Raw genomic sequence first — 25,760 nt, forward strand, 5'->3', positions numbered from 1 at the left:
ACAAGAGTCCGTCAAGCAGGTTCATGTCCGGGTGGTAAGAAGAAGATCGTGTGTTCGAAAGGCGGTAGCCCCGTACCTTCCCTCTTGCGTCCGCTCCCGTCCTGTTTAGGGGACCTGGGGGTGGCGGCCCTCGTTGTGCCATCTACCGTGTCGGCCACGGAGATTGACGCCATGTTCCGGAATGACCGCGGATTGAGGGCAGTCGTGGTGGAACAGGGAGAATCGTTCGGTCTGCTCACCCGGGACCACCTGGAGTTCAAGCTGACCGGCCGGCTCGGTTACGGGCGGGCACTGAATACGAGACGGACGGCTTCGGAACTCTTGCCTGCAGCGGGCTCGTCCATGGCTGCCGAGCTTGACCTGCAGTCCGCCGCGCAAGCCGTCCTGGAGCGGCCGGAGTACGAGCGGTACCAGGATCTGTTGGTTCTGAGCGCCACGGGCCCCCGGATTGTCACGGTATCGGACATCTTCGCCGCCGTTTCCGCGCAGTTCCGCCACGCCTCGCTTCACGACCCGCTGACAGGGTTGCCCAACCGGAGGATGCTCGAAGAGCATTGCCCTGACATCGGTGCTAGCGCGGGACTGCCCGGCGTCGGCATGCTGTTCATCGACCTTGACGACTTCAAGTCCGTCAACGACACCTACGGCCACCGCACCGGTGACGCCGCGCTCACCGAGTTCGCCCGGCGCCTGGCACGCAGCGTCGGAAGCCGCGGATCCCTGATGCGCCTGGGCGGCGACGAGTTCGCTGTCCTCCTCGCCGACGTCGACGAGGACGCCGCTTTTGCGGTCGCGACCCGCATCCTGGACAGCCTCGAAGGGTCTTTCCTGCTCGATGGGTGCGAACTGCATATCAGTGCGACCATCGGCCTGGCGCTCGGAGTCGACATCATCGCGGAGGACATGCTCGCCGGTCCCGAAGTCCTGCTCCGGCACGCCGACGGTGCGATGCTCCGGGCCAAGCAAGAGGGCAAGCGGCGCATCGGCCGCATCGGCCCGTGCCAGGAACCGGCTCCATTCGCGCGCCAGGCGCACATCCGGCGTCGGCTTTCCTCTGCCGTTGAGGATTCGGCCCTGACTCTCCACTACCAGCCAGTCCTGGATCTTGCGACCGGGGAGGACGCCGGCGTCGAAGCGCTCTTGCGTTGGAACGATCCGGAGATCGGTCCGATCGCTCCGGATGAGTTCATCCCGCTCGCAGAACACACCGGGGATATCCATAGGATCGGGGCTTGGGTACTGGACGAGGCCTGCGCCCAGTCCCGCTCCTGGATTGACGCGGGCACACCACGGAACATCGCCGTGAACGTCTCCCCGGTCCAGTTCGCGGGCGGGACGCTTCCGTCCGAGATCCAGGCAGCCGTGAACCGGCACGGAATTCCTGCCCGAATGCTGGAAATCGAGATCACCGAGGGGACAGCGATAGTGGACGTCCCCTCGGTGGCATCGCAGCTGCGTGAACTGATGGATATGGGCCTTGGCGTCGCCTTGGACGATTACGGGAGCGCCTATTCGTCCTTGGCCATGCTTCGGGTCCTTCCGCTGACTACGCTGAAAATCGACAAAGCGTTCATCAGGGACATAGATAGCGATCCGCACACTGCGATCATTGTCCGAGGGCTGATTCAAACGGTCAACGCCATGGGGGTCCGGGTCACCGCCGAAGGAGTGGAACGCCAGGAGCAATTGAACATTCTGCGGGACCTGGGCTGCGACACTGCGCAGGGTTATTTGATCGCCCGGCCGATGGCTCCCGCGGAATTTAGCATGGTCACGAACAAGATAGAGGACAACTGATGAGTGAACAACTGACAACCATCGAGGTCGAAGAATTCCTGCCGCACGCGCCTGCCACGATTTGGCGGGCCCTGACGGAACCGGAGCTGATCGCCCGCTGGTTGATGGAAAATGACTTCCAGGCGATCGTGGGGCACAAGTTCCACATGCGCGGGATTCCCGTTCCGGCAGTGGGTTTCAGCGGCTTGGTGGCCAGCGAAGTCCTTGACGTGGAAACGGAGAAGGTGCTGCGGATTTCATGGCGGGACGCACACTCCGGAAACAACCTCGACAGCACAGTGACCTGGTCAATTGCCGCTGAGGACACGGGCACTCGCCTGTCCCTCGTCCACGACGGCTTCGATCCCAGCGAACCGACGCACGTGGCATCGCACCGCATCATGAGCGGCGGATGGCGCAACCACGTGCTCCCGCGCCTGGGCCAGACCCTCGCCGAACTCGACAGCACCGAATCCAACAGCTAAGGCAAACAATGCAATTCGTCGTTTTCTACAGCTCGGATCCTTCGGCGTTTCCGGGGCTCCAAGCCGTCTACCCCCGTCACGCCGCATACTTTCAGGCCTTCGCCGCTGAGGGCGGCCTGATCGGTATCGGGACCTTCGACAATCCCGCCGTGAACGGTTCGATGGGCATCTTCACCAGCAGGGAAAGGGCGGAGGAGTTCATTGCAGGCGATCCCTTCGTTCTTGAAGGACTTGCGGTTCCCAGCGAGATCCGGGAGTGGAACGCGCTAACGTTCGGACCGCAGGACTCTGCCTGACATTCGGACACCCTTCCGCGCACCTCACCGGCACGTCTCCAAGACAGGCTGCACCCGGGGCTCGATGCACCATGCGGCACGGTGTAAAGCGGTCGCGATCCAACCCCGCAGCCGGGTCAGCCTCAGGCGTCCGGCCGGGCGTGCCGGCACAACAGGCGCCCCAGGCAAAGCACTGCGGCTGTCGTTGTTCACGATGCTGATGACTGCGCAAGCCATCATCAACGAAAATTCCATTGTCATCTTCTTCTCATCTAAGCGCGGAGCCCTGAACTGGTGAATCAGTTAGCGGCTGGAAGAAACCCGAATACTCAAAGGCGGAACCGCCGTCGTTCAAGGTTCTGTTAAAGACGCTAAACGCTCCGGAAGACGATGTCAGCAGCTGAGCCGCTCCCTGCTTTTCCTAGGACTGGCGGTCCTACCCTCACCGCGCTCAGTCGGAGATCGACGCCGGCGAGCGGACCCGGGCTGCGCGGCCGGAGCGGGAACGAACAAGTGGGCGGATGCGGCAGGGTACCGTATCCGCCCACAGTCCTCGGTCGGTTTGGGGTTAGTGGCCGGGGCCGCCGGTTTCGGTGGCGGTGACCTTGAAGCTGGCGTCGAGTTTGACGGTGGCATGCGTGCCGTCGGACTTGGTGATGTGGGCTTCGTAGGCGGCGCTGCCGTCGTCTTCGGTGGTCATGTTCTCCACCGTGGCGCCGGAGTTGGCGGCCAGGACAGCGGTCTTCACCTTGGTGGCGGTGTCACCCGTGAGGTCGGTTTCGTTTCCGTGGTTGCCGTGGCCGCCCTTCCCGCCGCCCGGGCCGCCGGTTTCGGTTGCGGTGACCTTGAAGCTGGCGTCGAGTTTGACGGTGGCGTGCGTGCCGTCGGACTTGGTGATGTGGGCTTCGTAGGCGGCGCTGCCGTCGTCTTCGGTGGTCATGTTCTCCACCGTGGCGCCGGAGTTGGCGGCCAGGACAGCGGCCTTCACCTTGGTGGCGGTGTCACCCGTCAGGTCCGTTTCGTTTCCGTGGTTGCCGCCGTTCGTGGCGGGCGCGGACGGGCTGGCGGTCGACGTGTCGGTGGTTGCTGCGTTCGCGGGCAGGGCCATGGCGGTGAGGGCTCCGCCGCCTGCGACCGCGCCAATGAGTGCGGCGCCCACTGCGATTTTCCGGACTTTGTTCACGATGTTGCTCCTTAGAGGTTCAACTCCGAGGGGTTCGAAGCTGTATCCCATCCTCGAACCCCACACTTTGGCGCCTCTTTACCTGTGCTGTGCCTGAACTGTGACAATTCCGCCTGGCTCACAGGATCCGGGAGCGTGGCACCGCGCGAACACCTAAAGGTTGGTCATCCGTTCTGCCGCGTCGCTGTAGCGGCCGCCCTGCACCTGGATCTTGGAGGCAGCGTCCTCGATCTCGCCCAGTTCCGCAGCGGACAGTTCGACGGCGGCGGCACCGATGTTTTCCTCCAGGCGGTGCAGTTTTCGGGTGCCGGGAATCGGGACGATCCAGGGCTTCTGGGCCAGGAGCCAGGCCAAGGCGATCTGGCCGGGCGTGGCCCCCTTGCGTTCCGCGATGTTCGCAAGCAGTTCGACGACGGCGGCATTGTGCTGCAGCGCTTCCGGCGCGAACCGGGGGATGGTGCTGCGGATGTCGTTGCCCGCATCGAAGCTGGTGTCCGCGGTAATGGTTCCGGTCAGGAAGCCCTTGCCGAGAGGGCTATAGGGGACAAAACCAATGCCCAGTTCCTCGCACGCGGCCAGCACTTCCTCCTCGGGCCGGCGCCACCAGAGGGAGTATTCGCTTTGGACGGCGCTGACGGGCTGGACGGCATGCGCCCGGCGGATTGTTCCCGCAGACGCTTCGGACATACCGAAGTGCTTCACCTTGCCGGCCTCGATCAGCTCCTTGACCGCACCCGCGACGTCTTCGATGGGAACGTCGGGATCCACCCGGTGCTGGTAGTAAAGGTCGATCGCGTCGACGCCGAGACGGCGCAATGAACCGTCCACGACGTCCTTGATGACCTCGGGGCGGCTGCTCACGCGCCCGCTCGGCTTGCGTTCGGCGGCATCGATGTCCCAACCGAACTTGGTAGCGATAACTACTTGGCCCTTGTACGGGGCGAGGGCTTCGCCGACGAGCTCTTCGTTGGCGTACGGGCCATAAATTTCGGCAGTGTCGAAGAAGGTCACGCCCCGATCCACTGCGGCGCGGATCAGCGAGATCATTTCCTGCCGGTCCGGCTTGTCGCTGTACCCACCGGTCATGCTCATGCAGCCCAGCCCGACGGCGGAGACCTCCAAGCCATGGGTGCCCAAGGTGCGCTTTTCCATCGTTCGTCCCTCCGAGTTGTGAATCCCTGCGTCGTGAAGCAAGATCCAGCTTTGCCGTCAACACTAGGGATAGCTCGGCACGGCAGGGAGTCCCTGCCAGTACCTCTCTCGGAGGTGAGTTCCCGACGACGGCGGGCCGCCGCCGTCGGGCGCTCGGGTGAGCTGCCGCCGCCGGGCGCTGGATGTCAGCAGGCCGGCCGGTTCCGGACGTCGCTCGAGACATGCTGCTTGAGCAGCGAGCCGCCGGCTTCCGCCTTCAGTTCCCGGTTTTCAACCATGACCTGCCCTCGGAGGACCGTCATGCTGGGCCAAGCCGCCACTTCGTAACCGTCCCACGGCGTGTAGTCGGCCTCGTGCAGGTCTTCGGCGTGGATGGCCCGCTTCACTGTGGTGTCCAGGACCGCCAAGTCGGCATCACTGCCCACCGCGATCACGCCCTTCTGCGGGTACAGTCCGAGGATCTTCGCCGCGTTGGCGGAGGTGATGTCAACAAAGCGGTTCAGATCAAGCCCGCGTTTGGCCACCCCTTCGGTGTACGCGACAGCCATGCGCATCTCGACGCCGGCATGGCCGCCGGTGGCGTCAAGAATGGTCTTGCCGCGGGTCTTCACTTCGAGGTCGGTGCACACTCCGTCTGTCGCCAGGGTGCTGAGCGAGCCCTCGAGCAGCGATTCCCACATGGAATCGCGGTCGGTCTCCGATTTCAACGACGGGTAGGTGTGATAGATCGCGCCGTTCTTCTGTTTGTAGTCCTCGGCCGTGAAGTACGCGTAGTGCGGGAGGATCTCGCCGTAGACCGCCTGACCCCGGCCGCGTGCCTCGCGGATGGCGTCCACGCCCTCGCGGGCGCTGACGTGCATGAGGTAGATGGGCGCTCCGACGTGCTCGGCGAGCGTGATGACCCGCTGGAAGGACAACTTTTCCGAGAGGTTGTTATGGGCGTGGTGCATGTTCTCCAGCCCGATCCTGCCTTCGCGCTGCAATTGCTTGTAGGCGTACATGACGATGTCGTCGTCCTCGGCGTGCACCGCCAGCATCGCCCCGGCCTGGGCGGTTTGTTGCATGAGTCCCCACATATTGCCGAGGTCCGTCTTCTGCTTGGGGCGCGTCGGGGTGGTGTTGGTCATCCAGACCTTGTAGCTTCCATGGCCGGCCGCGACGGCGTCGGGAATCTGTTCAAGTACTTCGAACGGAATTTCCGGCTCCTTGAACGTGCCGTGCAGGGCGTAATCGGTGTAGCTCGACCCGGCCCACTCCGCCGATTTGCGGGCGAAGGACTCCGAGAGCTCATCGCCGGGCTGCCAGTGCGCGAAGTCCACCAGGGTGGTGGTGCCGCCGTAGATGGCACCTTCGCTCACCCGGTCGGGGCCAAAACACTTGATTCCACTTTCGGCCGCCGTCGGGAGGACGGAGTTGGTGTGGACATGCGGATCCACGCCGCCGGGGACAACCAATTGGCCCCGGAGATCGACTGTACGTATTCCTACCTCGGTGGGGCCGAGGCCGGTCTCGCGGAGGGACACAATCTTTCCCCCCGCAATGCCGATGTCCAGGGTTTTGGCGCCGGACGGGGTAACGACCAGGCCGTTGGAGAGAACGAGATCAAGCATCAGGGGGTCGCGCCTTTCAAAGTTGGTAACGGTTCAGGAGTGGTGAGCGTTCAGGGAAAACGGAGCGGACGTGAAGTAGCTGGCGGCGAGGGAGACTTTGACCGAGGCGCGTGCATTGACGAGCTGGGACACGGAAACATCTGCGGCTGCGCTCATCAGCATCGCTGTCTTCTCACGCGTCCACTTCCGGTCCGCCTGCAGGAGTTCGAGCATGTCGTCGAGCGCCAGCCGCGCGGCGTCGTCGAGCGTCTCCCCGTCGCCGATCGTGATGACGGAACCCCCGGACAAGACCACCGGCCGTTTGACGGCGACCCCGGGCAAGACGTGGCAGGAGAGGACAACGCTGCCCTCGACCTCGACGGCGGTAAGGGAGCACTCGCCGTCGCCCTGTACCGCATGAAGGTCGCCGGCATAGAGCAAAGCGTTGGCGCTCTGCACGGGCAGGATCACGGCGGAACCGGCGGTGACGTCCTTGCAGTCCATGTTGCCGCCGTGCGATCCGACGGTGCTGGAGTTGGGATTATCCTCCGCAGGTGCAACACCGATCTTGCCGATCATCGGGCGGATGGGAATCCGGATGTCGTCGTCGAACCGGACACTCCCGTCCGCAATGTCGACAACCCGGCCGGACCGCCCCAGTCCGCCGGTGAAACCGCCGCGCCCGGGAAGCGTGACCATGGCACCCCGGTCCGCTATCCGGATCTCGTGGACGTCAATGCGGAGCGTGTCCCCGGGGTTGACGCCTCGCACCGCGACCGGCCCGGTCACGGGGATGGACAATTTCTCGTACTCCCCGGTGCTCTCGAAAAGGCCGCCGGTCAGCAGGCTCCTGGCCCCGAGGGAGAACTGCTCGCCCTGGCCGACTTCAATCACGGGGGCGGCGTCGCGGTCAAAGGATCCCGCCGCCGATTCATGGCTTGCGTGGAGCATGTTCAGCATGGTGCCCCTTTCGTTTGAGGCGGTGGATGAAGCTATGCGGTGGGGTAGACGGGCTGTGCCCACTTTTGATCGGCGGCTGCGCGTCCGACGACGGCCTGCCGGTAGGCGTGCTGCAGTTTCCGGGTGAGTTCGCCGGCACTACCGTCGCCGATCGGCGTGCGGTCCACGGACGAGACATGGTTGATTTCGGCGGCGCTGCCGCACACGAAGATTTCGTCGGCCGAGTAGAGTTCCGTCCGGTCGATCGCCCGGATGTCGACCTCGACGCCGAGGACGTTGCGTGCCAGATGCAGGACGCTGTCCCGGGTGATCCCCTCCAGGATGCTGTCCGTTGCCGGGGGAGTGCACAACCGGCCTTGGCGGACCATGAACACGTTGTAGCCGGCACCTTCGGCAACGTGGCCGTCCTCGGTCAACAGAAGGGCTGCGTCGTACCCGTTGCGCCGGGCCTCCAGCATGGCAAGGCGTCCGTTTTGGTAATTGGCGATCGATTTGACCCGGGGCGGCATGGAGCGATCGGACAAACGGGCCCAACTGCTGATCTGAACATCCAGTCCGCTGGCCCCGAAATAGTTGCCCATGGGGATGGCCGCCATGAAGACGCTAACGGGACCGGTGTCCTCCGGCTTGCCATCGCTCGAGTCGACGAATACTTGTGCGCGCATGTGGAGGTTCCCGCGCAGCCCGTTCGCACGCACCAGACCGAGCAATTGTTCACCCAAGACGCCAATGTCGCGCGGCCCGTCGATTTCCACTACCCGCATCGAGTCAATCAAGCGGCGCATGTGGTCGGCCACCCGGAAGGCGTAGAGCTGCTGGTCCTCATCACTCCAATAGGCGCGGAACCCTTCGAAGACGCCGACGCCGTACTTCAACGTGGTGCTCAGGACATGGAGCTTGGCATCTGCGTATTCCACCAGTTCGCCGTCACGGAGCAGGTAGCGAACGCTGGGCTCGAAGGCGGGTTCCTTGGTGTCGGTCACAGTTGCGGATTCGCTCAGATTGGTCATTGTTGTCTCCAAAACGTGTTCGGAAAACAGATCAGTGGCTCGGCTTCACACCAAGTTTGCCATCCGTCTTCATCTTACTGTTGGCGTTGTCACCATAATGAAGACGCTTGATGATCCTGTCAACAGTGACCATTGACACACAATCAAAGACTTCAATAAAGTGATGAAACTTCGATATGCAAATTCTCGGCATGATGTCGAGTGGCTGGAGCCCTGGATGCGCCAGTCAAAAGAAGGCCTTCACCTACACCCGTCAACCGGATCGAGTGCCAATTGAGTGAAACTACGACAGCCGAGTCCCGGACTCCGGTGACGTCCCTGGGCGGACGTGCGTCGAGCTGGGCCAAGCAAGGCAGGGCCTGGGCGTACAAGCGATCAGGGATGGTCCTCGCCGTCGTCGCCGCGGGGATCATTGTGGCGCTCCCGCTTGCGGCGATTTTTCTGCACCTTCCCCAAAACCCGCTGCAACCGGACGTGGAATCCATGGCCCTGGCTCCCAACTCCGTTCATTGGTTCGGCACGGACGGCAACGGCATGGATGTGTTCTCCCGGACGATTGAATCGGCGAGGCTCGACCTTCCCATTTCGCTGGCGGCGACGGCCATTGCCCTTGTCATCGGCGTTCCATTGGGCCTCTTCGCTACTACCGGCGTGGCGGGCGAGGCGATAATGCGCGTAGTCGACGCCTTCGCAGCCCTCCCCATCATCGTGATTGCCGTGGTGTCCATCCAGCTCATGGGCGGCGGAGCCACCGACGTCATCCTCGCCATCGCCCTTGTTGCGGCTCCGCGCTTTGTCCGCTTGTCCCGCGCTGCGGCGATTTCGCTCCGCTCGTCACGGTACGTAGAGGCAGCGGTGGCCATCGGGTGCTCGCCCATCCGCGTTGCCTTCAACCACATCTTCAGGAACGCCTACGGTGTGATCCTCGTGCAGGCCACGCTGACCACGGCCGGCGCCCTGAGCACGATTGCCGCCTTGAACTTCCTCGGCGTCGGGGTCAAGCCGCCCCAGCCAAGTTGGGGCGCGATGATCGAAGACGGCGTGAGCATGCTCATCCGGGGTCAGTGGTGGGCAGTCGCCTTTCCGGCGCTGGCCCTCCTCCTGGTCATCGGCTCGCTCAACATCATCGCCGGTGCCATTGAGGACAAGATGGAACGAGTGGAGCACACCCGATGAACAAGACCCTCCAAGTCCGGGAACTCGAAGCCGAGTTCCATACTCCCCGGGGTGTGGTCCGGGCGTTGCATGGCGTTTCCTTTGAGGTGCAGGACAACGAGATTGTCGGGATCGTCGGCGAATCCGGCTCTGGCAAATCGACTGTGGTCCGTTCCATCACGAAGCTGTTGATGCCGCCGGGCAAGGTGTCTGCGGGCAACATTGACTTCTCCGGACGCAGCCTGCTGGACCTGCCCGAAAGGGAAATGCGTCGAATCAGGGGCAAGGAGATCGGATTCATCGCCCAGAATCCGTTCAGCGCCCTCAACCCGGTGACCCGCATCGAAAAGCAGTTTGCCCATATCGCCAAGGCGCACGGAGTGAAGGTGGATGCCTCCGAGCGCAGCCGCGCATTGCAGCTGTTGGAATCGACCGGCGTCCGCGATCCGGAACGCGTCATGCGCGGCTACGCGCACGAACTGAGCGGCGGCATGGCGCAGCGCGTCGTCATCGCCATGGCCCTCTACCTCAACCCGCAGCTCGTGATCGCCGACGAGCCGACGACGGCGCTCGACCTCACCGTCCAGCGCCAGGTCCTGGATACCCTTCGCCGCCTGACGGTCGGGAGCGGCCGCTCGATGCTGATCGTGACCCATGACCTCGGGGTGGTGGCCTCCTACTGCAACCGCGTCCTTGTCATGTATCGAGGAAACATCGTGGAACAAGGACTCGTTGACGACGTTTTCGTCCGTCCGCAGCATCCTTACACGATCTCCCTGCTCAACTCCGTGGTGCGCCCCGAAGACGAGATGCAATACGTTCCGGAGAGCGCCGGTGGCCCGGACTCGGCCGAACCGGAAACGCCGGACCCCTCGGAGGCCCAATTGTCCGAAGCCCGGAGGTCGTGAGATGCCGCTCCTTGAACTCGTGGAACTTACGAAAATTTTCCGCACTCCCCATGGAGAAGCCCGTGCCGTGGATGGAATTACCCTGTCCGTGGAAGCCGGCGAGACGCTCGGCATCATCGGCGAAAGTGGTTCCGGCAAGTCGACGCTTGGCCGACTCATCCTGAGACTGACCGAACCGGATTCCGGATCGGTCGTCATCGAGGGGCAGGACGTGTTGGCCCTCGGCCGGGGCGAACTCCGCCGGAAGCGGCGCCATTGGCAGATCGTCTTCCAGGAACCCTTCGCCTCATTGAATCCGCGCCTGACGATCCGGCAAATCGTCGAGGAGCCGCTCATTGTCGCCCGGATGGGCGATCGTGCCGAGCGGCGCTTGCGGGTCCTGGCGACCTTGGAAGAAGTCGGACTCTCGGCCGATTTCATGGACCGGCGCCCGGCGAACCTGAGCGGAGGGCAGCAACAGCGCGTAGGAATCGCACGCGCCTTGGTCACGAATCCCAGTCTGGTGGTCCTTGACGAGCCAACGTCCTCGCTGGACCTGACCATCCGGGCCTCGATCCTGCGTACCCTCGCGCGACTCAGGGCTTCCCGGGGCCTCACCTATGTATTCATTTCGCATGACATCGAAACCGTGCGGCATTTCTGTTCCACGGTGGCTGTCATGCATCGCGGGAAAATCGTCGAAGTCGGCCCCACCCGGGACGTCTTGATCGCCCCGCAGCACCCCTACACGCAATCGCTCATTTCCGCCGCGTTGCCTGTGGTTCCCTATTCCGCCGCCGTTGGCACTACGAATTCCCAGGGACAGACTTCATGATCCGCTACATCATTTCAAGGCTCCTGCTTGCGGCCTTACTGCTGTGTGGCCTCATCACCCTCAGTTTTGGCCTCGTATCCCTTCTTCCCGGAGACCCGGCGGTGGCCCTTTTGGGTGAATACGCAACTCCGGCAGACGTCGCACGCATCCACGCGGAACTTGGACTGGACCTGCCCTTCTGGGACCGCTATCTCGGCTATATGTCCAGGACCCTGAGCGGCGACCTTGGCCATTCCCTCTTCACGGGCAGTTCGGTATCCAGTGAAATCCTGACCCGGCTCCCCAATACCTTGGTCTATTTGGTCCCGGGACTCGTCCTGGCCCTGATCATCGGCATGGCGAGTGGAACGTTCGCGGCCTATCGCTACCGGCGCTTTGCCGACAAGGCCTTCACCTTCTGGATATCCATCCTTATGGCCATGCCGGAATTCGTGCTGGCGCTCGTGTTGTTGTTTGTTTTCTATCAACAGCTGCGGATCGCGCCCGCGCCGATCGGGATGCTCTCAAGTACGCAAATCACTCCGCCGCACGTCACAGGATCAATCCCTGTCGACGCGATAATTGCCGGCCAGTGGGGAACATTTTCGTCCATACTTGGCCGCGCCGTCCTTCCCATCGTGACGATGGGCTTGTTCTTCGCCGCCCCGTTCGGAAAGACAGTGCGCTCAGGGCTCTTGCAGGTGCTCCAATCACCTCAAATCGAGTTCGCGAGGGCCTGCGGACTGCGTCCTGCCCAGGTCTTCCGATATGCCCTCAGCGACATCCGCGGGTCACTCATGACTTACTTGGTACTTCTTTTCGCCGCGTCTCTTAGTGGGGCGGCCATTGTCGAAAGTGTTTTTTCCTGGCCTGGAGTGGGCGGTTGGTCACTCGACGGTGTGCTCAAAGGCGACGTGCCCGTCATTCAAGGCTTCGTCCTCATCATGGGATCCACAAGCTTGCTTGGCTACGTCCTTCTCGATGCCTTGATCACCCTTCTGGATCCCCGCACTCGCAGCAAAGCCGTGGCCGGACGCCGTCAGAAGCGCTTGGCCGAAACACCGGCAGCCATCTCCTAGTAATCGCTTAGCCACCTCCCGAGAAGTCTTGACAGACATCTCCCGACTTCAATAGATTGAAGATATGTTCACTAAAGTTCATGAAGATAAAGTTATCGCCCTCGGTGGAACCATTCCGCTTGACGGCCGCGTGAGCTGGGTACCGGCCGGAGCAACCGGCTTCCAGCCGTCGAATTGCTATCTCCTCAGCGAGGGCTCCGGCCGGTTGCTGGTCGACACCGGGCTCGCAGTCCACAGCCAGGAAATCCTCGATGACCTGGTGGAGTTGCTCGACGACGACGGCCGGCTCTCCATGTTCTTCACGCGGAGCGAGATGGACTGCGTTTCGAACCTGGAACCCATTGCCGGAAAATTCGACATCGAGCGGCTCTTCACCGGCGGTGCCATCAACCCCTTCGATGCCTTCGATGACCTCAGCCGGCTCGCACTCAGGGGCCGTCGGCAGCAGATCGACCAGAAGGGGGAGGGCGGAGATTCCATGGCCCGCACTCCGGAGATCGAGGTGGCGCCGGGACGTCGCTTGACCATCGAATCGCCCCTCCTGCGGCTCCTCCCGACCTTCTGGGGTTGGGACGCGAATACCGGAACAATCTTCACCTCAGACACCTTCACCCATGGCACCATGGCGAGTCCGGACGGTTCCCGCATCATTGGCTCGATCACCCAAGACACCACCACCGCCGAGCAAGTCGCCGAGCACCTCTACGCGAAATATGAGTGGATCCCGCGGGCCACATGCGAGCCGCTCCGGGAATGGCTCGCCGACAAGTTCGAGACCCTGGACCCCGAGACGATCGCCCCTTCCCGCGGTTGCGTCATCCGCGGGCGTGAACTCGTCCGCCGGCACCTCGATTTCATGCTCGCCGCATTGGCACCGGAAAAGGCTTAGGAGGATTCCCATGGAAGAACTAGTAGAAACTATGAGCCGCGACCTTCCGCGTGAGGTAGCCGACGGCGTCACCTGGATGAGTTCCTGCCTGCCGTTCCACCTCCAGGACCGCGTAATCCACGGGCACACCTCCACGTACCTCGCGCAGGGGACCGAGTCGTCGATCCTCATTGACACGGGCAACCCCTCCAGCTGGAACATCATTTCGGAAACCCTCGACGGTTTGCTGGGGGACAAGCCGCTGACCTACGTGTTCCCGACCCATCCGGAGCTTCCGCACACGGGAAACCTTCCCCGCCTCGTCGAGAAGTACCCCGACATCATGGTTGTCGGCGACATCCGGGACTACCACCTCTTCTACCCGCAGATCGTGCCCAACCTTCACGCCCGGGTTCCCGGGGACAAGGTAGATCTCGGCGGCGGATACGAGTTCGTGATCGTTGAGGCCATGATCAGGGACCTGCCGAATACCCAATGGGGCTTCGTCCCGAAGTCGGGCGTGCTCTTCACGGCCGACGGCTTTTGCTACATGCACCGCCCGGAACTCGATGATGAGGATCCGGTGCACCTCCCCGGCGAATGTGGCCTGACAACAGATGAACTCTCGGCACCCATCGCGGTCGAGAACGCGGCCTTCTTTACCGGCAGCGCGTTGTACTGGGCCAGATTCGCCAATGACGCCGACCAGGTTTACGACCGTGTCGGCAAGCTGATGGACGACCTTGGGGTCAAGATCGTAGCGCCCACCCACGGCAACGTGATCACCAATATTCCGGAGGTGGCGCCCATCATCCGGGCCGGCCACAAGCACGCCTACCGTTACTAATCCACTGCCCACATCAGCAGCGCACTACTCGTAAAACGTCCTTTCCCTCTGTACAGAAATTGGAACCAGGCTTATGAAGAATTCGCGTTTATTGCTCGGCTGGGTCGCAGCCGCGGCAGCTGTGTCGCTCACCGGATGCGGGGGAGCCACTCCCACCGCGGCGGTGGCCAAGCCGGAGTCGGTCGTCATCGCAGTCGGCGCCCTCCCGGACAGCCTCACCCCCGCCCCTTGGGGCGGCAGTGCATCGCACGTGGTGCTCAGTGGCCTCGGTTCCCAGTTGCTGGAGTACAAATCCGGCGCGACGGATGACCAATCATGCTCGACGCCGTCTACCGCGGTCACCGGTCGGCTCGCCGAGAGCGCCGCACCAGCACCGGACGGCAAGGGTGTCATCGTCAAGCTACGGAAGCTGACGAGCCAATTTGGAAACACACTCTCGGCCGAAGACGTGAAATGGAGCCTGGCGATCGGCATGGTCCGGCAGCCCGTCATGAAGGGGACGCTCAAGAGCAGCGGATTCAACGTGGACAACCTCGTCACCGTGATCGATGACCGCACTGTGGAACTCAACACCTTGGGCATGACGTCATACACGCTCGAGTCACTTCAGAACAATCTCTTCTACATCCACGACAGCAAGGAAGCGAAACTTCACGTCACCCCGGATGACCCCACGGCCAACAAGTGGCTCTCGAAAAACCTGGCCGACTACAGCGGGTGGAAGCTCGAGGAGTTTACTCCCGGTACGTCCCTGACGGTGACCGCTGACCCGAACTGGGGCGGCGACCGGGGCTCGGTGAAGAGGGTTGTGGTCAAGGCTGTTCCCGACACCGCTACCCGGACCCAATTGGTGAAGATGGGCGAGGCCCAGATTGCCAACGGCTTCGAATATGACCAATACAGCTCCATGACGGGCGTCAGTGGAGTCAGTGTCCTTAAGTGCACCAGCCAGACCCGCGACACGATGATGTTCAACACGAAGACCGGTCCGCTGGCTGATGAGAAGGTTCGCCAGGCAGTTTCCATGGCGATCGACCGTGCTGCCTTGGCCAAGGGCGCCTACGCCGGCCTCGCGGACCCCGCGGGCTCGATCTTTCCCACGGTGAAGGATTCGCCCACCTACAAATACGACCCCGACGGGGCCAAGAAGCTGCTCGCTCAGACCCAGTACGCGAACGGTTTCCCGCTGACGCTCAGCTACAGCGTAAGCCGCCCGGGCCCCGTCGCGAAGAGTTCAGCCGTCCTCATCCAATCGATGTTGGCTAAGGTGGGCATCACGGTGCAGCTGTTGAACGTGGCGAGCCCGACCGACTTCTCCTCGGCGCTCATTGACGGCCGCTTCCAGGCAGTCCTGTACTCAGAGCCGATCGTCATTGCCGATCCCGCGTTCTACACCTACGCGTTCTACTCCACGGGAGCTCCGAGCAACAGCACCGGATGGTCCAATCCTGAATTCGACGCCACCCGGACTCAGCTGGCCGCCACCCCGAGCACCAATACGGACCAGCGGGCAGCCCTGCTCAAGAAGATGGCCGGACTGGTGGACCAAGGCGCTCCGATCCTTTCCCTGGTGGAGGTCCGCAACCTGATCGTCAAGCAGGACACCTTGACGGGCGCGGTCCCGCTCACCAACGACCAGGTGTATTTCGCCGGTCTGGGCAAGTAGCAACCCCAAGAAACACCTGGTTCTGGCCGGCGGGCGACCGCCGGCCAGGACTCACCCGACCCCGGATCCGCTTTGACCCCAGATCCCCTGAAGGAAGAAAGCCATGATTGAAATCTGCGGCAAAACCGTCCGCGACACCCTCGAGGAACTGCTCGATCCCGCCACCACGGCCCTGGTTGTCATCGACATGCAGGTAGGAGCTGTTTCGCACGGAGGCGCAATCGGGGACTCCGGGCATGACATGAGCATGATGCCGTCCGTTGTCGAAAAATGCGGGCGGGCCATTACCGCGGCACGTGCCAATGGGGTACCGGTTTTCCACATTCGCGTCGAGAACCTTCCCGACGGCGCGAGCTCCCCGGCCGCTTGGCTGCGTGCACTCTATACCGCGGCGAACGGACGCCCCATAGACCTCGGCAAGCTCAGTGCCAAAGGCGACCCCGCGACGGAATTCTGCGGACCCTGCATGCCCGAAGACGGGGAAGTCGTGATCACCAAGCGACGCCCGAGCGCCTTCATCGCCACCGAACTTGCCTTGCTGCTGCGCAGTCAAGCGATTGAATCGGTGGCGCTCGTAGGCGTTTCCACCGGTGGCTGCGTGGAAGCAACCCTGCGCGACGCCGTGCACAACGACTTCTACGCTGTGCTGCTCGAGGACGCGGTGGGAGCCTACGACACGGTGGTGCACGACGCCGCGTTGACCGTCATGCGGGCCCGGCACGACGTCTGCACCCTCGATGAAGCAATTGCTGTCTGGGAGACAGCCAGCACCTCCTGAACCATCCGGATCCAGGGGAAGGAGTGACAATGCGCGGTTTACTGAGCGGCCGGATCCACCGGGTCGGCGGAGACATCGAACTGGACGAGCGCGTGAGCTGGTGCCCGCCCGGCGTTCGGCGTACGCAGGCGGTGAACAGCTACCTGCTCAGGGGGCCGTCCGGTTCGGTGCTGGTGGACACCGGGATTCGCCTTCACCAAGAGGAGATCATCGAACAGCTTGACCGGCTGCTCTCACCCGGAGAGCCGTTATCCATTGTCCTCACCCGGACCGAAATGGAATGTTGCCTCAACATCCCGGCGATCGAGGAGCACTTCGCGGTTGGCTCGGTCTGGTACACCGGCGGCATCACGGTGCCCCGTTCGAAGGCCGAATCCAAGCGGATTGCCGTGGATCCTGGGACATCGAGGCGTGTAGAAGTGCTGGACGGAGTCGTCGTCGAACTCATCTCACCGCTGCTCAGGCTCCTGCCGACGCTCTGGGTCTTCGATCCGGAATCCGGCGGGCTCCTGACCTCGGATGCGTTTACCCACGGCGGGAGCGCCGAGCTGGAGACCCGCGAGGGACTCCGGAAATTCCGCTGGCTCACCGGGGCGGATACCGGGCCCATCGCCAGGAATATCAGGGACATCTTCCGGGACCGCGAAGTCCGCGCCGTCGGCCCCGGCTACGGGGCTCCCTTTGTTGGCGCGGACGTGTGCCTTGAGCAAGCTTCGGAGCTTGCGTGGGCAATCGAGGAGATGGGGATCCAGTGAAGAACGATGCGGTCGATCTCCGATGGCTTGCCGACGGAACCTACTGGCTGGGTGGGTGCCTTTCGGCCAACGCCCAGGGGCAGGAGGTCCACTACCATGTGTCCTCCTACCTGGTGGTGGGTTCCAAAGCGACGCTCTTGGTGGACACTGGGGATCCGGCTCACCGGACCCTCCTTCTTGCCCAGCTGGAATTGGTTCTCGATGGACGGCCCTTGGATTATGTCTTCCCGACCCATCCCGAGATCCCGCACGCCGGGAACCTTCCTGCCCTGCTTGACAGGTATCCCGAGGCGCTCGTGGTGGGTGACGTCCGCGATTATCACCTGCATTTCCCGGAATACCGCTCCAGGTTCCGGACACAGGCGGCTGGCAGCCGGATCGATCTCGGAGACCGTGAGTTCCGCTTCCTCCCGGCTTTCATCCGGGACCTGGAGAACACCCTTTGGGGCCACGACGACGGCGCCCGGATGATGTTCGTTTCGGACGGCTTCTCCTTTATCCACGATGTCCCCGCTCTAGGCGGAGACGTGGACGCAGAGGAGGACGACGAACCGGTCCATCTTCCGGGCCAATGCCGCTTGTTGTCGGGCGAGATGCCTGTACCTCCCACCGTGGACCAAGCGGCGTATGGCACGGGCCGGGCTCTTTACTGGACGAAGTTCGTGGACGTCAGCGATGCCTTCGAGGCGATCGAAGCGGTACTGGACACGCTTCCCACGAAACTGATCGGCCCGGCTCACGGCAACGTGATCGACGACGTCGACGGAATGCTCAGGACGTCACTGGCCGCGCACAGAAAGGTCTATGCGGAAGGCCACTGATTGTATAGTGAAATTTGATTCAATATAATGAATTCAAGAAACTCGACGCTTCGATTGGTAGCGACGAACGGCAAGGAGTGAGTCAATGCGAGACCTCATTGGATACGGGGAAAACCCCCCGGTCGTGACGTGGCCGAATGGTGCCAAGGTGGCCATCTCCATGGTCATCAACTACGAGGAAGGCGCGGAGAGCTCCATAGAAGCCGGTGATGAAAACGATGAGGACGTCACGATTTTCGGTGGCTGGTCTTCGGATCCGGGCCGGCGGAGCTTGATGAAGGAATCCTTCTTCGAGTACGGCAGCAGGGTGGGTATCTGGCGCTTTTTGGCTTTGCTCCGTGACTACAACGTCCCCGCGACATTCATGGCGTGCGGCGCAGCCCTGGAACGAAATCCCGAGGCCGCCCAGGCGATCGTCCGCGATGGACACGAGATCTGCGCGCACGGCTATAAATGGCGCGGAACCGTCGGGATGACTCCGGCCGAAGAACTCGCCGAAATCCGTGCCTGCGTGGAGGCGATAGAGGGAGTCTCGGGTGTCCGGCCCGTGGGTTGGTACGTCCGCGAGGGAATCACGGAGAACACCCGCGCGATCCTCAAGGACGAGGGCTTTCTCTATGACTCGAATTCCTATGCGGACGACCTGCCGTACTTCGTCTCCGCCGGGGAATCCCGCCACCTCGTTGTCCCTTACTCGGGCGACACGAATGATGCGAGGTTTTGGGGCCCGGGAAGCCTCGGAACCGCGGATGATTTCTTCAACGTACTGAAGGACAGCCTCGACTGCCTTCTGATCGAAGGGGAAACCGTGCCCAGGATGATGTCTGTGGGAGTGCACTTGCGCATCGGCGGGCGGCCGAGCGTCGCCTTGGGGGTCAGGCGCTTCCTGGAGTATGCCCGTGCTCGGAACGATGTCTGGTTTGCCACAAGGGAGGAAATTGCCCGATGGTGGATCGCCAACCCGCCTGCCGCCGGCCAGCTCGAAGCAGCGTACGAAGGCCGCGCGTGAAGACGTCAATGCCGCGAGAAAGGACTCCGATGGCCACGGATATTTCACGCCTGGTCCACAACGTGGATGAACAAGGCTTCACGGCGCTGGAGAAAACGGGACTTCGCGGACAAAGGGACCAAGGCCTCGTCTCCACGCTCATCTCGCGTGACCTGAGCGGCTCCGACGATCTGTGCGTCAGTTGGGGCAGGATCCTCCCCGGGCAACATCACTTGTGCCATCACCACCCCGATGCCTCGGAATTCTACGTGGTCATTTCGGGCGAGCCCCTCGTCCATCTGGGCGATGCCGAGTACCGGGCCAAGCCTGGCGATGGCATCTACATTCCCCGAGGCACCACCCATGGCATTACCAACGACGGCGACGACGACGTGAACATGGTTGTCGGCGTCAGCAAGCCCGCCGACTGGCAGTTCGTGGCGGACGAGTGATGGCGGCGCCATCGCTGGTCCGCCAGGTCGGACTCATTACGGCCGAGCCGACTCCCACGCTGTTGTCCGTGGTTGCCTACCGAAACCTGGATTTCGTGGTCCTCGACGCAGAGCAGACAACGTTGACGCTGCAGCAATGCGCGGATGCGGTGCAGCGGCTGTCCGGCGCCAATACCCGGGTCGCTGTCCGTGTCCCTGACCTTGATGACATGACCCTGGTGGCGTTCGCCAACACCGGCGTGGACGAGATTGTCCTGCCCAGGGTGCGGCATCCGAAAGAACTTGAACGGGCTCACCGGGCGACGAGGTTCGGTCCTCACGGGTCCAGGCCGAAACAGGCTTCCTTCGCCTCGGCGTTTGGTGCGGACTATTCGCTGGAGCCCCGGCTCACGGTGCTTTTTGAGACAACGGAGTCCGTCGATGCCGTCGAGGATTTCGTGGCTTTGGAGTGTTTCGACGGCGGCTGGGTGGGTCCCACGGACCTTGCCGGCGAATTGCTGAAACAAGGGAGGCCGGGGGCGGTCCCCCTCGAAGAATCCGTCCAGCGCGTCGTCGATATCCTCGGGGCTGCCGGCCAAAGCGTGGGCCTTCCCGCGGCCGACATTGCCAGTGCCGGTGATGTCCATGCCCGGGGCGCCGATCGGGCCGCGGTGTATTGGGAGCGGGAGCTTGCCTCGAGGATCGCGCAGCTGGCTGATGCCGTCGCTCCCGAGACGCGCGTGACGAGGTGTTAGTCCCGAAAATGAGCCGCGTGGTTCTTCTGCAGCGACACCGATGCTGGCATGCTGTGACGATGAAGACGGGCTCGACGCCGGAGGATCCTGCCAGGATTCTTCGTTTAGTTGACGATTCTTCGATATACTGATGAGTGCTGAAACACTGAGGAGCTGTATTGGGAAGCACGGAAGTTGTTAAAGTCGACGACGATGACACTCTGCACCGCAACCTGTGGATCACCCACTTGGGCGCCATGCTCAAGGAGCAGCGTGCCGGGCGATTCACGGTGGAAGAGTTGGCCGACCGGGCCGGTGTGAGCGCCGGCCTGATTAGCCAGATCGAGCGCGGTATCGGTAATCCGTCATTCGCCACGCTCCTTCGCCTGGCCAATTCCCTCGGGGTGCCGCTGGCGAGCATGTTCACCGACCCCAGCGAGACGCAGAACCACATGCTGGTGCGCCGAGCCGATCGCCGCCGCATTGAGATTCCTTCCCAAGGGATCGTTATGGAACTGATCGTGCCCGATGCAGACCGGAAGCTTGGCGTCATCAACATGACTATCCCTGCGCATTTCGACGGCGCAGAGGTTCCGCACTCGCACGAGGGTGAGGAATGTGTTGTTGTCCAGACCGGCACGCTCGTGGCGAGCGTCGGCGGGCAGGAATTCACCTTAGGCGAGGGCGACAGCCTGACCTATGACGCAACCCTGCCGCATTGGTGGAGCAACCACACGGACACCGCGGCAGTCATGGTGGCGATCTCGACGCCGCCGTCGCTGGGTAAGTCCCATTGACGAACCGCCCGCCCGGCCCCTCTTCCCGCTTGGGGATGCTTGTGCCGTCGTCGAACTCCAACGCGGAGTCGCTGACTTCCGATATCCTGGCCGGATCGCCGGACGTCGGGGTCCACTACAGCCGTTTCCGGCTCCCGGCAGACCTCGATGACCGCATCGATGCGAAGGTTCTCGGCGATGCGCCGTCACTGCTCAGCGATGCGGAGCTGGATGCCATCGCGTTCCACGGAACGTCGGGTTCCTGGACCGGCCTCGAAGGGGACCGGGCACTCGCCAAATCATTGACGGCGGCCACCGGTGCGCCGGCCACCACCGCATCCTTGGCTCTTGTGGCCGCACTCGACGCGCTCGACGCCGGACGGGTCGCCGTCGTTTTTCCCGGCCCCGCGAGCATCATGGCGCTTATTGAACGTGAGTACGCCGCCAGCGGCCTCGAAGTAGTCCGCTCCTCGGTGCCCATGACGTCAATGTCCAACCCGGAAATCTCGAGATTGTCCGGCGCGGAAATCGGCGCGCTGATGAGGCCCGCGTTTGGCTCCGACGTCGATGCCGTCGTCTGTATTGGGACGAACCTTCGCTCGGCCTATCTGGCGGCCGGCTTCGAATCCGAATTCGGAGTGCCCGTCGTCGACAGCGCAACAGCGACCCTGTGGCATCTCCTCCGGCTGGCCGGAACTGCGCGCCGGATCACGGGATGGGGCGCGCTGCTCGCTAGCGCCTAGGGCTCGTTGTGAGCAGCCAGGCCTGGACGATCTGCGATCGGGTTGCAATCCACGCCGGGCTGCTGCCCGCATGGGACAGGAACGTGTCCAGGGCGGCTGCGTAGGCAGGCCGGCCAATAAGGCGCGGGTGGAGGCCCACGTTCATGACGGACGGGCCGGGCCTGCCGTCAGTGAGCATCATGTCCAGCGTGCCGCACAATTGGCGGGCGAAATCGGTGGCCGTGGGGAACTGCCTGAAGAGGCCCGAGTCGTTGGTGTCACCGGCGTAGGGCAACACCGGCAACCCGGCTCCGTCCTTCCCCGCGTTGTCCATCCCGGTTCCAAAATGCGGCAAGTCATCGTTGAAGCAATTGGACTCATACGTGAATCCAGCGGCGGCGAGAGTGTCCCGCGTGCCCGGGTTGAGTCCGTCTCGGGAGTACCAGCTCGTGGGCGGAACGCTGGTGCTCTTGGAGATCGAGTCGCGGGACGCGGCAATGAGCGCGCGCTCCTCCTCGGGAGCGAGCCCGGCGTGCGTGTCCCAGTTGTAGCCGTGGTCGGCAATTTCATGGCCATCCCTGACGAGCGCAGCCGCGATCTGCGGGTTTTGCTCGAGTGCCGTGGCGCAGCAGAAAGCGGTTGCTCTTGCGTCGTGGTGCCTCAAAATGCGCAACACCCGCCAAATGCCTGCCCTGGATCCGTATTCGAAAGCCGATTCCAGCGTGAGGTTCCGGACCGTAGGGTGGGCGGGGTGCTTGATCCAGTGGGCGCCAAGATCGTCTGCAGGTCCTCCGCGGGCGATGCTGCGCTCGGCTCCGTCTTCGACATTGATGACCACGGACACGGCGACGCGCGCACCGCCAGGCCAGCTGAACTCCGGTGGATGTTCGCCGTAGCCTACGAAATCCCGAGCGGTGGTGGGGAGTGGCACTGTGGAATCTCCTCTGTCCTTATACCCTGGTACTTGCACTCTGTGGTTATAGTGAAGATACTTCGATATTATGAACGTAATCGATAGGGAGTCGAATGTCTACGCTCATCCTCGGTGGCACCGTCGTGCCAGGTACAGGCAAGACGGTGGTCGAATCAGGAGCGGTCATCCTGCGTGACGGGCGCGTCGCCGACGTTCTTGAGCGTTGGGACCTCGATCACGCCTTCGACGGCGAGGTCATCGATGCGAGCGGATGCGTCGTGATGCCCGGTCTCATCAATAGCCACGTCCACGGGGTGACTCCGGGCCCGCTCATGCCCAGCGGTGCCCCCGCGCTGCCCGACGACGAGTGGCTGGCGAATCTTGACCGCCACCTTCTTGCGGGAACCACCACGGTGTTGAACCTTTGCGGCTTTTGCACCATGGACCATGTCCGGGAGGCGGACCGGCGCCATGCTGTCCACGTCCGGGGAGCGACGACCTACTTGCCCGAAGCCGAGCGGGCCGCCCGTATGGCCGACGGCAGGGGGCTGCCTGCGCAGTCCGGCCACAGCACTGTGGAGAAGATGCTCGACGATGGCGCGATTGCGATCGGTGAGCTCGGCGGCGGTCAGACCCTCGGCGGGGGAGGGCAGGACCTGAGCTACATCCCTCGCGCCATTGAAAGTGCGAGCGGGGTTCGCGTGCACTCGGCGCAGGCCCGGCGCATGAAGGAAGCCGTGCTTGGCCGGTTCATCGACCCGGACGCATGCGACATGGCCGAACTCCGCGTCGCGGCCGCCGAAGCCGGCTTGGAGGGTCAGATCGAGCTCGTCGAATTGCGGAACATCATCGCGGATTCCGTGTTGCCTTCCATCGAACCGGCACTCAACGGCATCCGGGAAGGCGTCCAGGCCGCGGCGCGATATGGCGTGCCGGTGATCCTGCACAGTGCAGCCGCGACAGCTCGGGTCATGCGCGAACTGATGGATGGGGCACCCGGGATCACGTCAGGCGGCCCCAAGACGTCTGGGGCGGCGGCGAGTGTCATCGCTTCCCACGCCAACCACCCCTCGCACACTCCGGCGGAAGCCCTCGCGCTGGCCAAGCTAGGCAGGGACCGTGGCTGGTATGCCGAAGTTTCCGTTTTCGACCTCCTGCACCGTAAACAGACCGTGACCACGCGGGAGCACTGGGATGTCTTGCTCCAGGAGCCCGGACTCGTCGAGGTCCTCGCCACCGACTACGGCCACGAGGGCCATCACGACGAGCTGATCTCGGCCGTGCAGGATGTGGCCGAGCGCGGTTACCGAAACTTGGCCGGAGCGGTGGCCATGGCGACGTCGGCAGTGGCCGGGTTGATTCCGGGGATTGCGCCGAACGGTGGGCGGATTGAGCCCGGGCGCGATGCCGACGTCGTCATCGCCAGCGCTGCGGACTTCCGGGACGTACGCTTCGTCTTCGTCGGTGGCGTCTGCGTGGTGCGGGACGGTCGCCTGACTCCGGCGGCGCGCCGGTGAGCGGGCAGCTGACTCCGGAGCAGTCCGCGCGGCTCATCGAGCTGGTCGGCGAGGCGATCCAGCAAGAGGACGCCGCCGCCGTCGAACGCTCATTCAATGACTTTCAGCGCGGCATGGCCGCGTTGAGGGCCGATTTCGACCCCGGACGTTTGCAGGAAGCCCCGGAAGGTGGAGCGAATGACTGAAGCATGGGAATTGGGAATCGCCGAGGCGTCAGGGTTCCTGCGCCGCGGCGAGCTCTCGGCGGCCGAACTCGTCGAATCCGTCATCGGACGGCTTGAAGCCACGGAAGATGCAGTGCATGCCTGGGCCTACGTCGACCGGGACGGCGCTCGAAACGCGGCGCGCTCCGCGGACAATAGCGCGGCGCGCGGCGGGTTCCTCGGATTGCTCCACGGGATTCCGCTGGGTGTGAAGGACGTCATCGATGTGCGGGGGATGCCTGCTGAAGGCGGCTCGTCGGCGCTCAAGGGCCGCGTTGCGTCCGACGACGCCGGCGTGGTCCGGCACCTGCGGCGGAACGGGGCGGTGATCCTGGGCAAGACGGTGACCCATGAGTTCGCCTTCGGACAGGGAACCCCGCCGTCGAAAAATCCCTGGGGGGCGGAGCGCTACGCCGGCGGGTCCAGCATCGGTTCGGGTGTGGCCGTGGCCGTCGGGAGTGCGCCGGGCGCCCTGGGCACGGATACCGGCGGATCGGTGCGGAATCCGGCTTCGGTGAATGGGCTGGTGGGCCTCAAAGCCACGGCCGGACTGGTGGACGGTTCAGGCGTGCTCAACGTCAGCCATACTCTCGACCACATCGGTCCCATCGCTCGAAGCGCGGCGGATTGTGCGGCCATGCTCCGTGGCATGGTGGGGCCGGAGAACGCGGCCCGGCTGCCGGAGATGGTGCTCCCACAGGCGATGCCGGCCCTGACCCGCGTGGCGGTGGATCGTGGCGCCTGGGCCGAGTGGGAGGTCACTCCGGAAGTGGATGCGGTCCTTGAACAGGCTTTGGTTGTTTTGCAAGGACTCGGAGTGGAGGTAGTTGAGGTGTCCCTCCCCGAACTGAAGATGGCCCTGCCCGCGAGCTTGGCGATTTCGTTGTCCGAATCGGTCGAGCACCATCGCGAACTGCTGGCCGGGAGCGCTGACAAGTATCTTCGCGGAACCCGCATCATGATCGAAACCGGTGCCTTGGTGCCGCGCGAGGACGTCCAGTTCGCGCATCAGGTGCGCTCGTATCTTCGGGCCTCCCTGCGGACTGCCATGGACAACGCAGGGGTCCAGGCCTTGGTTTCCCCGACGCTGCCGTCCATCGCGCCGATCGAAGCGGACATGTCCCATTCGCTGACCGGCTCAACGGGGAAGGATTCCCTCTCCAGCGCACTCATGATGCTCTCGCCGGCCAACCTCACAGGGATGCCCGGATTGAGCATCCCCTGCGGATTTGCCGGAGGACAGCCGGTCGGGATGCATTTCCTGGGCCGGGAATTCGCGGAGGCAGATCTCTTGGGCATCGCGCACGTCTACGAGAAACACACTTCGTGGCACGCCCGTGTGCCGGTCCTGCACTGATCCGTAGTAGCCGTGAACT

Annotated in this window: 27 protein-coding genes; 21 read left to right on the top strand and 6 right to left on the bottom strand. The window is 63.3% G+C overall.

Going from position 1 to position 25,760, the window contains the following annotated elements:
- Positions 1 to 171 precede the first annotated feature (171 nt).
- The 3 genes from KNN17_RS06825 to KNN17_RS06835 are packed head-to-tail and all read left to right on the top strand — an operon-like array spanning position 172 to position 2,557.
- Entirely contained in the window at positions 172 to 1,797 is a 1,626-nt protein-coding gene (locus KNN17_RS06825) for a putative bifunctional diguanylate cyclase/phosphodiesterase (RefSeq protein WP_241708043.1), read from the top strand.
- Positions 1,797 to 2,261: an SRPBCC family protein gene (locus tag KNN17_RS06830; RefSeq protein ID WP_241708044.1), complete on the top strand. Its 465-nt coding sequence runs from the start codon at positions 1,797 to 1,799 to the stop codon at positions 2,259 to 2,261. Before KNN17_RS06825 ends, KNN17_RS06830 begins: the two co-directional genes overlap by 1 nt.
- 8 nt (positions 2,262 to 2,269) lie before the next feature.
- Complete coding sequence (locus tag KNN17_RS06835; RefSeq protein ID WP_241708045.1) at positions 2,270 to 2,557, top strand: YciI family protein; 288 nt, start codon at positions 2,270 to 2,272, stop codon at positions 2,555 to 2,557.
- A gap of 547 nt (positions 2,558 to 3,104) precedes the next feature.
- Here KNN17_RS06835 and KNN17_RS06840 read toward each other — a convergent pair.
- The 5 genes from KNN17_RS06840 to KNN17_RS06860 form a co-directional block, all read right to left on the bottom strand.
- A complete protein-coding gene (locus KNN17_RS06840) occupies positions 3,105 to 3,719 on the bottom strand; it encodes a PepSY domain-containing protein (protein WP_241708046.1) in 615 nt (204 codons plus the stop codon).
- Positions 3,720 to 3,872: 153 nt separating this feature from the next.
- Positions 3,873 to 4,871: an aldo/keto reductase gene (locus KNN17_RS06845; protein ID WP_241708047.1), complete on the bottom strand. Its 999-nt coding sequence runs from the start codon at positions 4,869 to 4,871 to the stop codon at positions 3,873 to 3,875.
- 185 nt (positions 4,872 to 5,056) lie between these two features.
- Positions 5,057 to 6,481 carry an amidohydrolase family protein gene (locus tag KNN17_RS06850; protein WP_241708048.1) on the bottom strand — a complete coding sequence of 475 codons (1,425 nt, stop codon included), beginning with the start codon at positions 6,479 to 6,481 and terminating at the stop codon, positions 5,057 to 5,059.
- A gap of 33 nt (positions 6,482 to 6,514) precedes the next feature.
- On the bottom strand, positions 6,515 to 7,420 hold the full coding sequence (locus KNN17_RS06855; RefSeq protein WP_241708049.1) for an acetamidase/formamidase family protein: 906 nt from the start codon (positions 7,418 to 7,420) through the stop codon (positions 6,515 to 6,517).
- A 32-nt stretch (positions 7,421 to 7,452) separates the two neighbouring features.
- Complete coding sequence (locus tag KNN17_RS06860) at positions 7,453 to 8,430, bottom strand: branched-chain amino acid transaminase (protein WP_241708050.1); 978 nt, start codon at positions 8,428 to 8,430, stop codon at positions 7,453 to 7,455.
- 273 nt (positions 8,431 to 8,703) lie between these two features.
- Here KNN17_RS06860 and KNN17_RS06865 point away from each other — a divergent pair, with 273 nt between their 5' ends.
- The 15 genes from KNN17_RS06865 to KNN17_RS06935 all read left to right on the top strand — a co-directional run bounded on the left by KNN17_RS06865 (position 8,704) and on the right by KNN17_RS06935 (position 21,772).
- Positions 8,704 to 9,606, top strand: a complete 903-nt coding sequence (locus KNN17_RS06865) for an ABC transporter permease (protein ID WP_241708051.1) — start codon at positions 8,704 to 8,706, stop codon at positions 9,604 to 9,606.
- Positions 9,603 to 10,493, top strand: a complete 891-nt coding sequence (locus KNN17_RS06870; RefSeq protein WP_241708052.1) for an ABC transporter ATP-binding protein — start codon at positions 9,603 to 9,605, stop codon at positions 10,491 to 10,493. Before KNN17_RS06865 ends, KNN17_RS06870 begins: the two co-directional genes overlap by 4 nt.
- A 1-nt stretch (position 10,494) precedes the next feature.
- The gene (locus KNN17_RS06875; RefSeq protein WP_241708053.1) at positions 10,495 to 11,307 is read left to right on the top strand and encodes an ATP-binding cassette domain-containing protein; all 813 of its coding nucleotides are present in this window, start codon (positions 10,495 to 10,497) and stop codon (positions 11,305 to 11,307) included.
- Positions 11,304 to 12,365, top strand: a complete 1,062-nt coding sequence (locus KNN17_RS06880; RefSeq protein WP_241708054.1) for an ABC transporter permease — start codon at positions 11,304 to 11,306, stop codon at positions 12,363 to 12,365. Before KNN17_RS06875 ends, KNN17_RS06880 begins: the two co-directional genes overlap by 4 nt.
- Positions 12,366 to 12,429: 64 nt before the next feature.
- Complete coding sequence (locus KNN17_RS06885) at positions 12,430 to 13,254, top strand: hypothetical protein (protein WP_241708055.1); 825 nt, start codon at positions 12,430 to 12,432, stop codon at positions 13,252 to 13,254.
- Positions 13,255 to 13,264: 10 nt separating this feature from the next.
- Positions 13,265 to 14,080 (top strand): MBL fold metallo-hydrolase, encoded by an 816-nt coding sequence (locus tag KNN17_RS06890; RefSeq protein ID WP_241708056.1) that lies wholly within the window; start codon positions 13,265 to 13,267, stop codon positions 14,078 to 14,080.
- A gap of 73 nt (positions 14,081 to 14,153) precedes the next feature.
- Positions 14,154 to 15,746 carry an ABC transporter substrate-binding protein gene (locus tag KNN17_RS06895; RefSeq protein WP_241708057.1) on the top strand — a complete coding sequence of 531 codons (1,593 nt, stop codon included), beginning with the start codon at positions 14,154 to 14,156 and terminating at the stop codon, positions 15,744 to 15,746.
- Positions 15,747 to 15,849: 103 nt separating this feature from the next.
- The gene (locus tag KNN17_RS06900) at positions 15,850 to 16,524 is read left to right on the top strand and encodes a cysteine hydrolase family protein (protein WP_241708058.1); all 675 of its coding nucleotides are present in this window, start codon (positions 15,850 to 15,852) and stop codon (positions 16,522 to 16,524) included.
- A 29-nt stretch (positions 16,525 to 16,553) separates the two neighbouring features.
- Complete coding sequence (locus KNN17_RS06905; RefSeq protein ID WP_241708059.1) at positions 16,554 to 17,279, top strand: hypothetical protein; 726 nt, start codon at positions 16,554 to 16,556, stop codon at positions 17,277 to 17,279.
- On the top strand, positions 17,276 to 18,100 hold the full coding sequence (locus KNN17_RS06910; RefSeq protein WP_241708060.1) for an MBL fold metallo-hydrolase: 825 nt from the start codon (positions 17,276 to 17,278) through the stop codon (positions 18,098 to 18,100). The genes KNN17_RS06905 and KNN17_RS06910 overlap by 4 nt, the downstream gene beginning before the upstream one ends.
- Before the next feature lie 85 nt (positions 18,101 to 18,185).
- Entirely contained in the window at positions 18,186 to 19,109 is a 924-nt protein-coding gene (locus KNN17_RS06915) for a polysaccharide deacetylase family protein (protein WP_241708061.1), read from the top strand.
- A 29-nt stretch (positions 19,110 to 19,138) separates the two neighbouring features.
- Positions 19,139 to 19,540 (top strand): cupin domain-containing protein, encoded by a 402-nt coding sequence (locus KNN17_RS06920; RefSeq protein ID WP_241708062.1) that lies wholly within the window; start codon positions 19,139 to 19,141, stop codon positions 19,538 to 19,540.
- A complete protein-coding gene (locus KNN17_RS06925) occupies positions 19,540 to 20,274 on the top strand; it encodes an aldolase/citrate lyase family protein (RefSeq protein ID WP_241708063.1) in 735 nt (244 codons plus the stop codon). Before KNN17_RS06920 ends, KNN17_RS06925 begins: the two co-directional genes overlap by 1 nt.
- 158 nt (positions 20,275 to 20,432) lie before the next feature.
- Complete coding sequence (locus KNN17_RS06930) at positions 20,433 to 21,050, top strand: helix-turn-helix domain-containing protein (protein WP_241708064.1); 618 nt, start codon at positions 20,433 to 20,435, stop codon at positions 21,048 to 21,050.
- Between the two features lie 41 nt (positions 21,051 to 21,091).
- The gene (locus KNN17_RS06935; protein ID WP_241708065.1) at positions 21,092 to 21,772 is read left to right on the top strand and encodes a maleate cis-trans isomerase family protein; all 681 of its coding nucleotides are present in this window, start codon (positions 21,092 to 21,094) and stop codon (positions 21,770 to 21,772) included.
- Here the strand turns inward: KNN17_RS06935 and KNN17_RS06940 are convergent.
- Positions 21,762 to 22,682: a polysaccharide deacetylase family protein gene (locus tag KNN17_RS06940; protein ID WP_241708066.1), complete on the bottom strand. Its 921-nt coding sequence runs from the start codon at positions 22,680 to 22,682 to the stop codon at positions 21,762 to 21,764. The two genes, KNN17_RS06935 and KNN17_RS06940, sit on opposite strands and share 11 nt — an antisense overlap.
- A 95-nt stretch (positions 22,683 to 22,777) precedes the next feature.
- Here KNN17_RS06940 and KNN17_RS06945 point away from each other — a divergent pair, with 95 nt between their 5' ends.
- From KNN17_RS06945 to KNN17_RS06955, 3 genes are read left to right on the top strand one after another with little or no spacing between them, the layout of a single operon-like run.
- Complete coding sequence (locus KNN17_RS06945; RefSeq protein WP_241708067.1) at positions 22,778 to 24,181, top strand: amidohydrolase family protein; 1,404 nt, start codon at positions 22,778 to 22,780, stop codon at positions 24,179 to 24,181.
- Positions 24,178 to 24,366 (top strand): hypothetical protein, encoded by a 189-nt coding sequence (locus KNN17_RS06950; RefSeq protein WP_241708068.1) that lies wholly within the window; start codon positions 24,178 to 24,180, stop codon positions 24,364 to 24,366. The genes KNN17_RS06945 and KNN17_RS06950 overlap by 4 nt, the downstream gene beginning before the upstream one ends.
- Entirely contained in the window at positions 24,359 to 25,741 is a 1,383-nt protein-coding gene (locus KNN17_RS06955; RefSeq protein WP_241708069.1) for an amidase, read from the top strand. The genes KNN17_RS06950 and KNN17_RS06955 overlap by 8 nt, the downstream gene beginning before the upstream one ends.
- Positions 25,742 to 25,760: the final 19 nt, after the last annotated feature.

Origin of the sequence: Arthrobacter bambusae, from assembly GCF_022606295.1 — a bacterium.
GTDB classification, from domain to species: Bacteria; Actinomycetota; Actinomycetes; order Actinomycetales; family Micrococcaceae; genus Arthrobacter; species Arthrobacter bambusae_A.

Coding starts and splice junctions, on each gene's coding strand:
- KNN17_RS06825 (WP_241708043.1), top strand. CDS start 172: ATGTTCCGGAATGACCGCGGATTGAGGGCAGTCGTGGTGGAACAGGGA.
- KNN17_RS06830 (WP_241708044.1), top strand. CDS start 1,797: ATGAGTGAACAACTGACAACCATCGAGGTCGAAGAATTCCTGCCGCAC.
- KNN17_RS06835 (WP_241708045.1), top strand. CDS start 2,270: ATGCAATTCGTCGTTTTCTACAGCTCGGATCCTTCGGCGTTTCCGGGG.
- KNN17_RS06845 (WP_241708047.1), bottom strand. CDS start 4,871: ATGGAAAAGCGCACCTTGGGCACCCATGGCTTGGAGGTCTCCGCCGTC.
- KNN17_RS06850 (WP_241708048.1), bottom strand. CDS start 6,481: ATGCTTGATCTCGTTCTCTCCAACGGCCTGGTCGTTACCCCGTCCGGC.
- KNN17_RS06855 (WP_241708049.1), bottom strand. CDS start 7,420: ATGCTGAACATGCTCCACGCAAGCCATGAATCGGCGGCGGGATCCTTT.
- KNN17_RS06860 (WP_241708050.1), bottom strand. CDS start 8,430: ATGACCAATCTGAGCGAATCCGCAACTGTGACCGACACCAAGGAACCC.
- KNN17_RS06870 (WP_241708052.1), top strand. CDS start 9,603: ATGAACAAGACCCTCCAAGTCCGGGAACTCGAAGCCGAGTTCCATACT.
- KNN17_RS06875 (WP_241708053.1), top strand. CDS start 10,495: ATGCCGCTCCTTGAACTCGTGGAACTTACGAAAATTTTCCGCACTCCC.
- KNN17_RS06880 (WP_241708054.1), top strand. CDS start 11,304: ATGATCCGCTACATCATTTCAAGGCTCCTGCTTGCGGCCTTACTGCTG.
- KNN17_RS06885 (WP_241708055.1), top strand. CDS start 12,430: ATGTTCACTAAAGTTCATGAAGATAAAGTTATCGCCCTCGGTGGAACC.
- KNN17_RS06890 (WP_241708056.1), top strand. CDS start 13,265: ATGGAAGAACTAGTAGAAACTATGAGCCGCGACCTTCCGCGTGAGGTA.
- KNN17_RS06895 (WP_241708057.1), top strand. CDS start 14,154: ATGAAGAATTCGCGTTTATTGCTCGGCTGGGTCGCAGCCGCGGCAGCT.
- KNN17_RS06900 (WP_241708058.1), top strand. CDS start 15,850: ATGATTGAAATCTGCGGCAAAACCGTCCGCGACACCCTCGAGGAACTG.
- KNN17_RS06905 (WP_241708059.1), top strand. CDS start 16,554: ATGCGCGGTTTACTGAGCGGCCGGATCCACCGGGTCGGCGGAGACATC.
- KNN17_RS06915 (WP_241708061.1), top strand. CDS start 18,186: ATGCGAGACCTCATTGGATACGGGGAAAACCCCCCGGTCGTGACGTGG.
- KNN17_RS06920 (WP_241708062.1), top strand. CDS start 19,139: ATGGCCACGGATATTTCACGCCTGGTCCACAACGTGGATGAACAAGGC.
- KNN17_RS06925 (WP_241708063.1), top strand. CDS start 19,540: ATGGCGGCGCCATCGCTGGTCCGCCAGGTCGGACTCATTACGGCCGAG.
- KNN17_RS06945 (WP_241708067.1), top strand. CDS start 22,778: ATGTCTACGCTCATCCTCGGTGGCACCGTCGTGCCAGGTACAGGCAAG.
- KNN17_RS06955 (WP_241708069.1), top strand. CDS start 24,359: ATGACTGAAGCATGGGAATTGGGAATCGCCGAGGCGTCAGGGTTCCTG.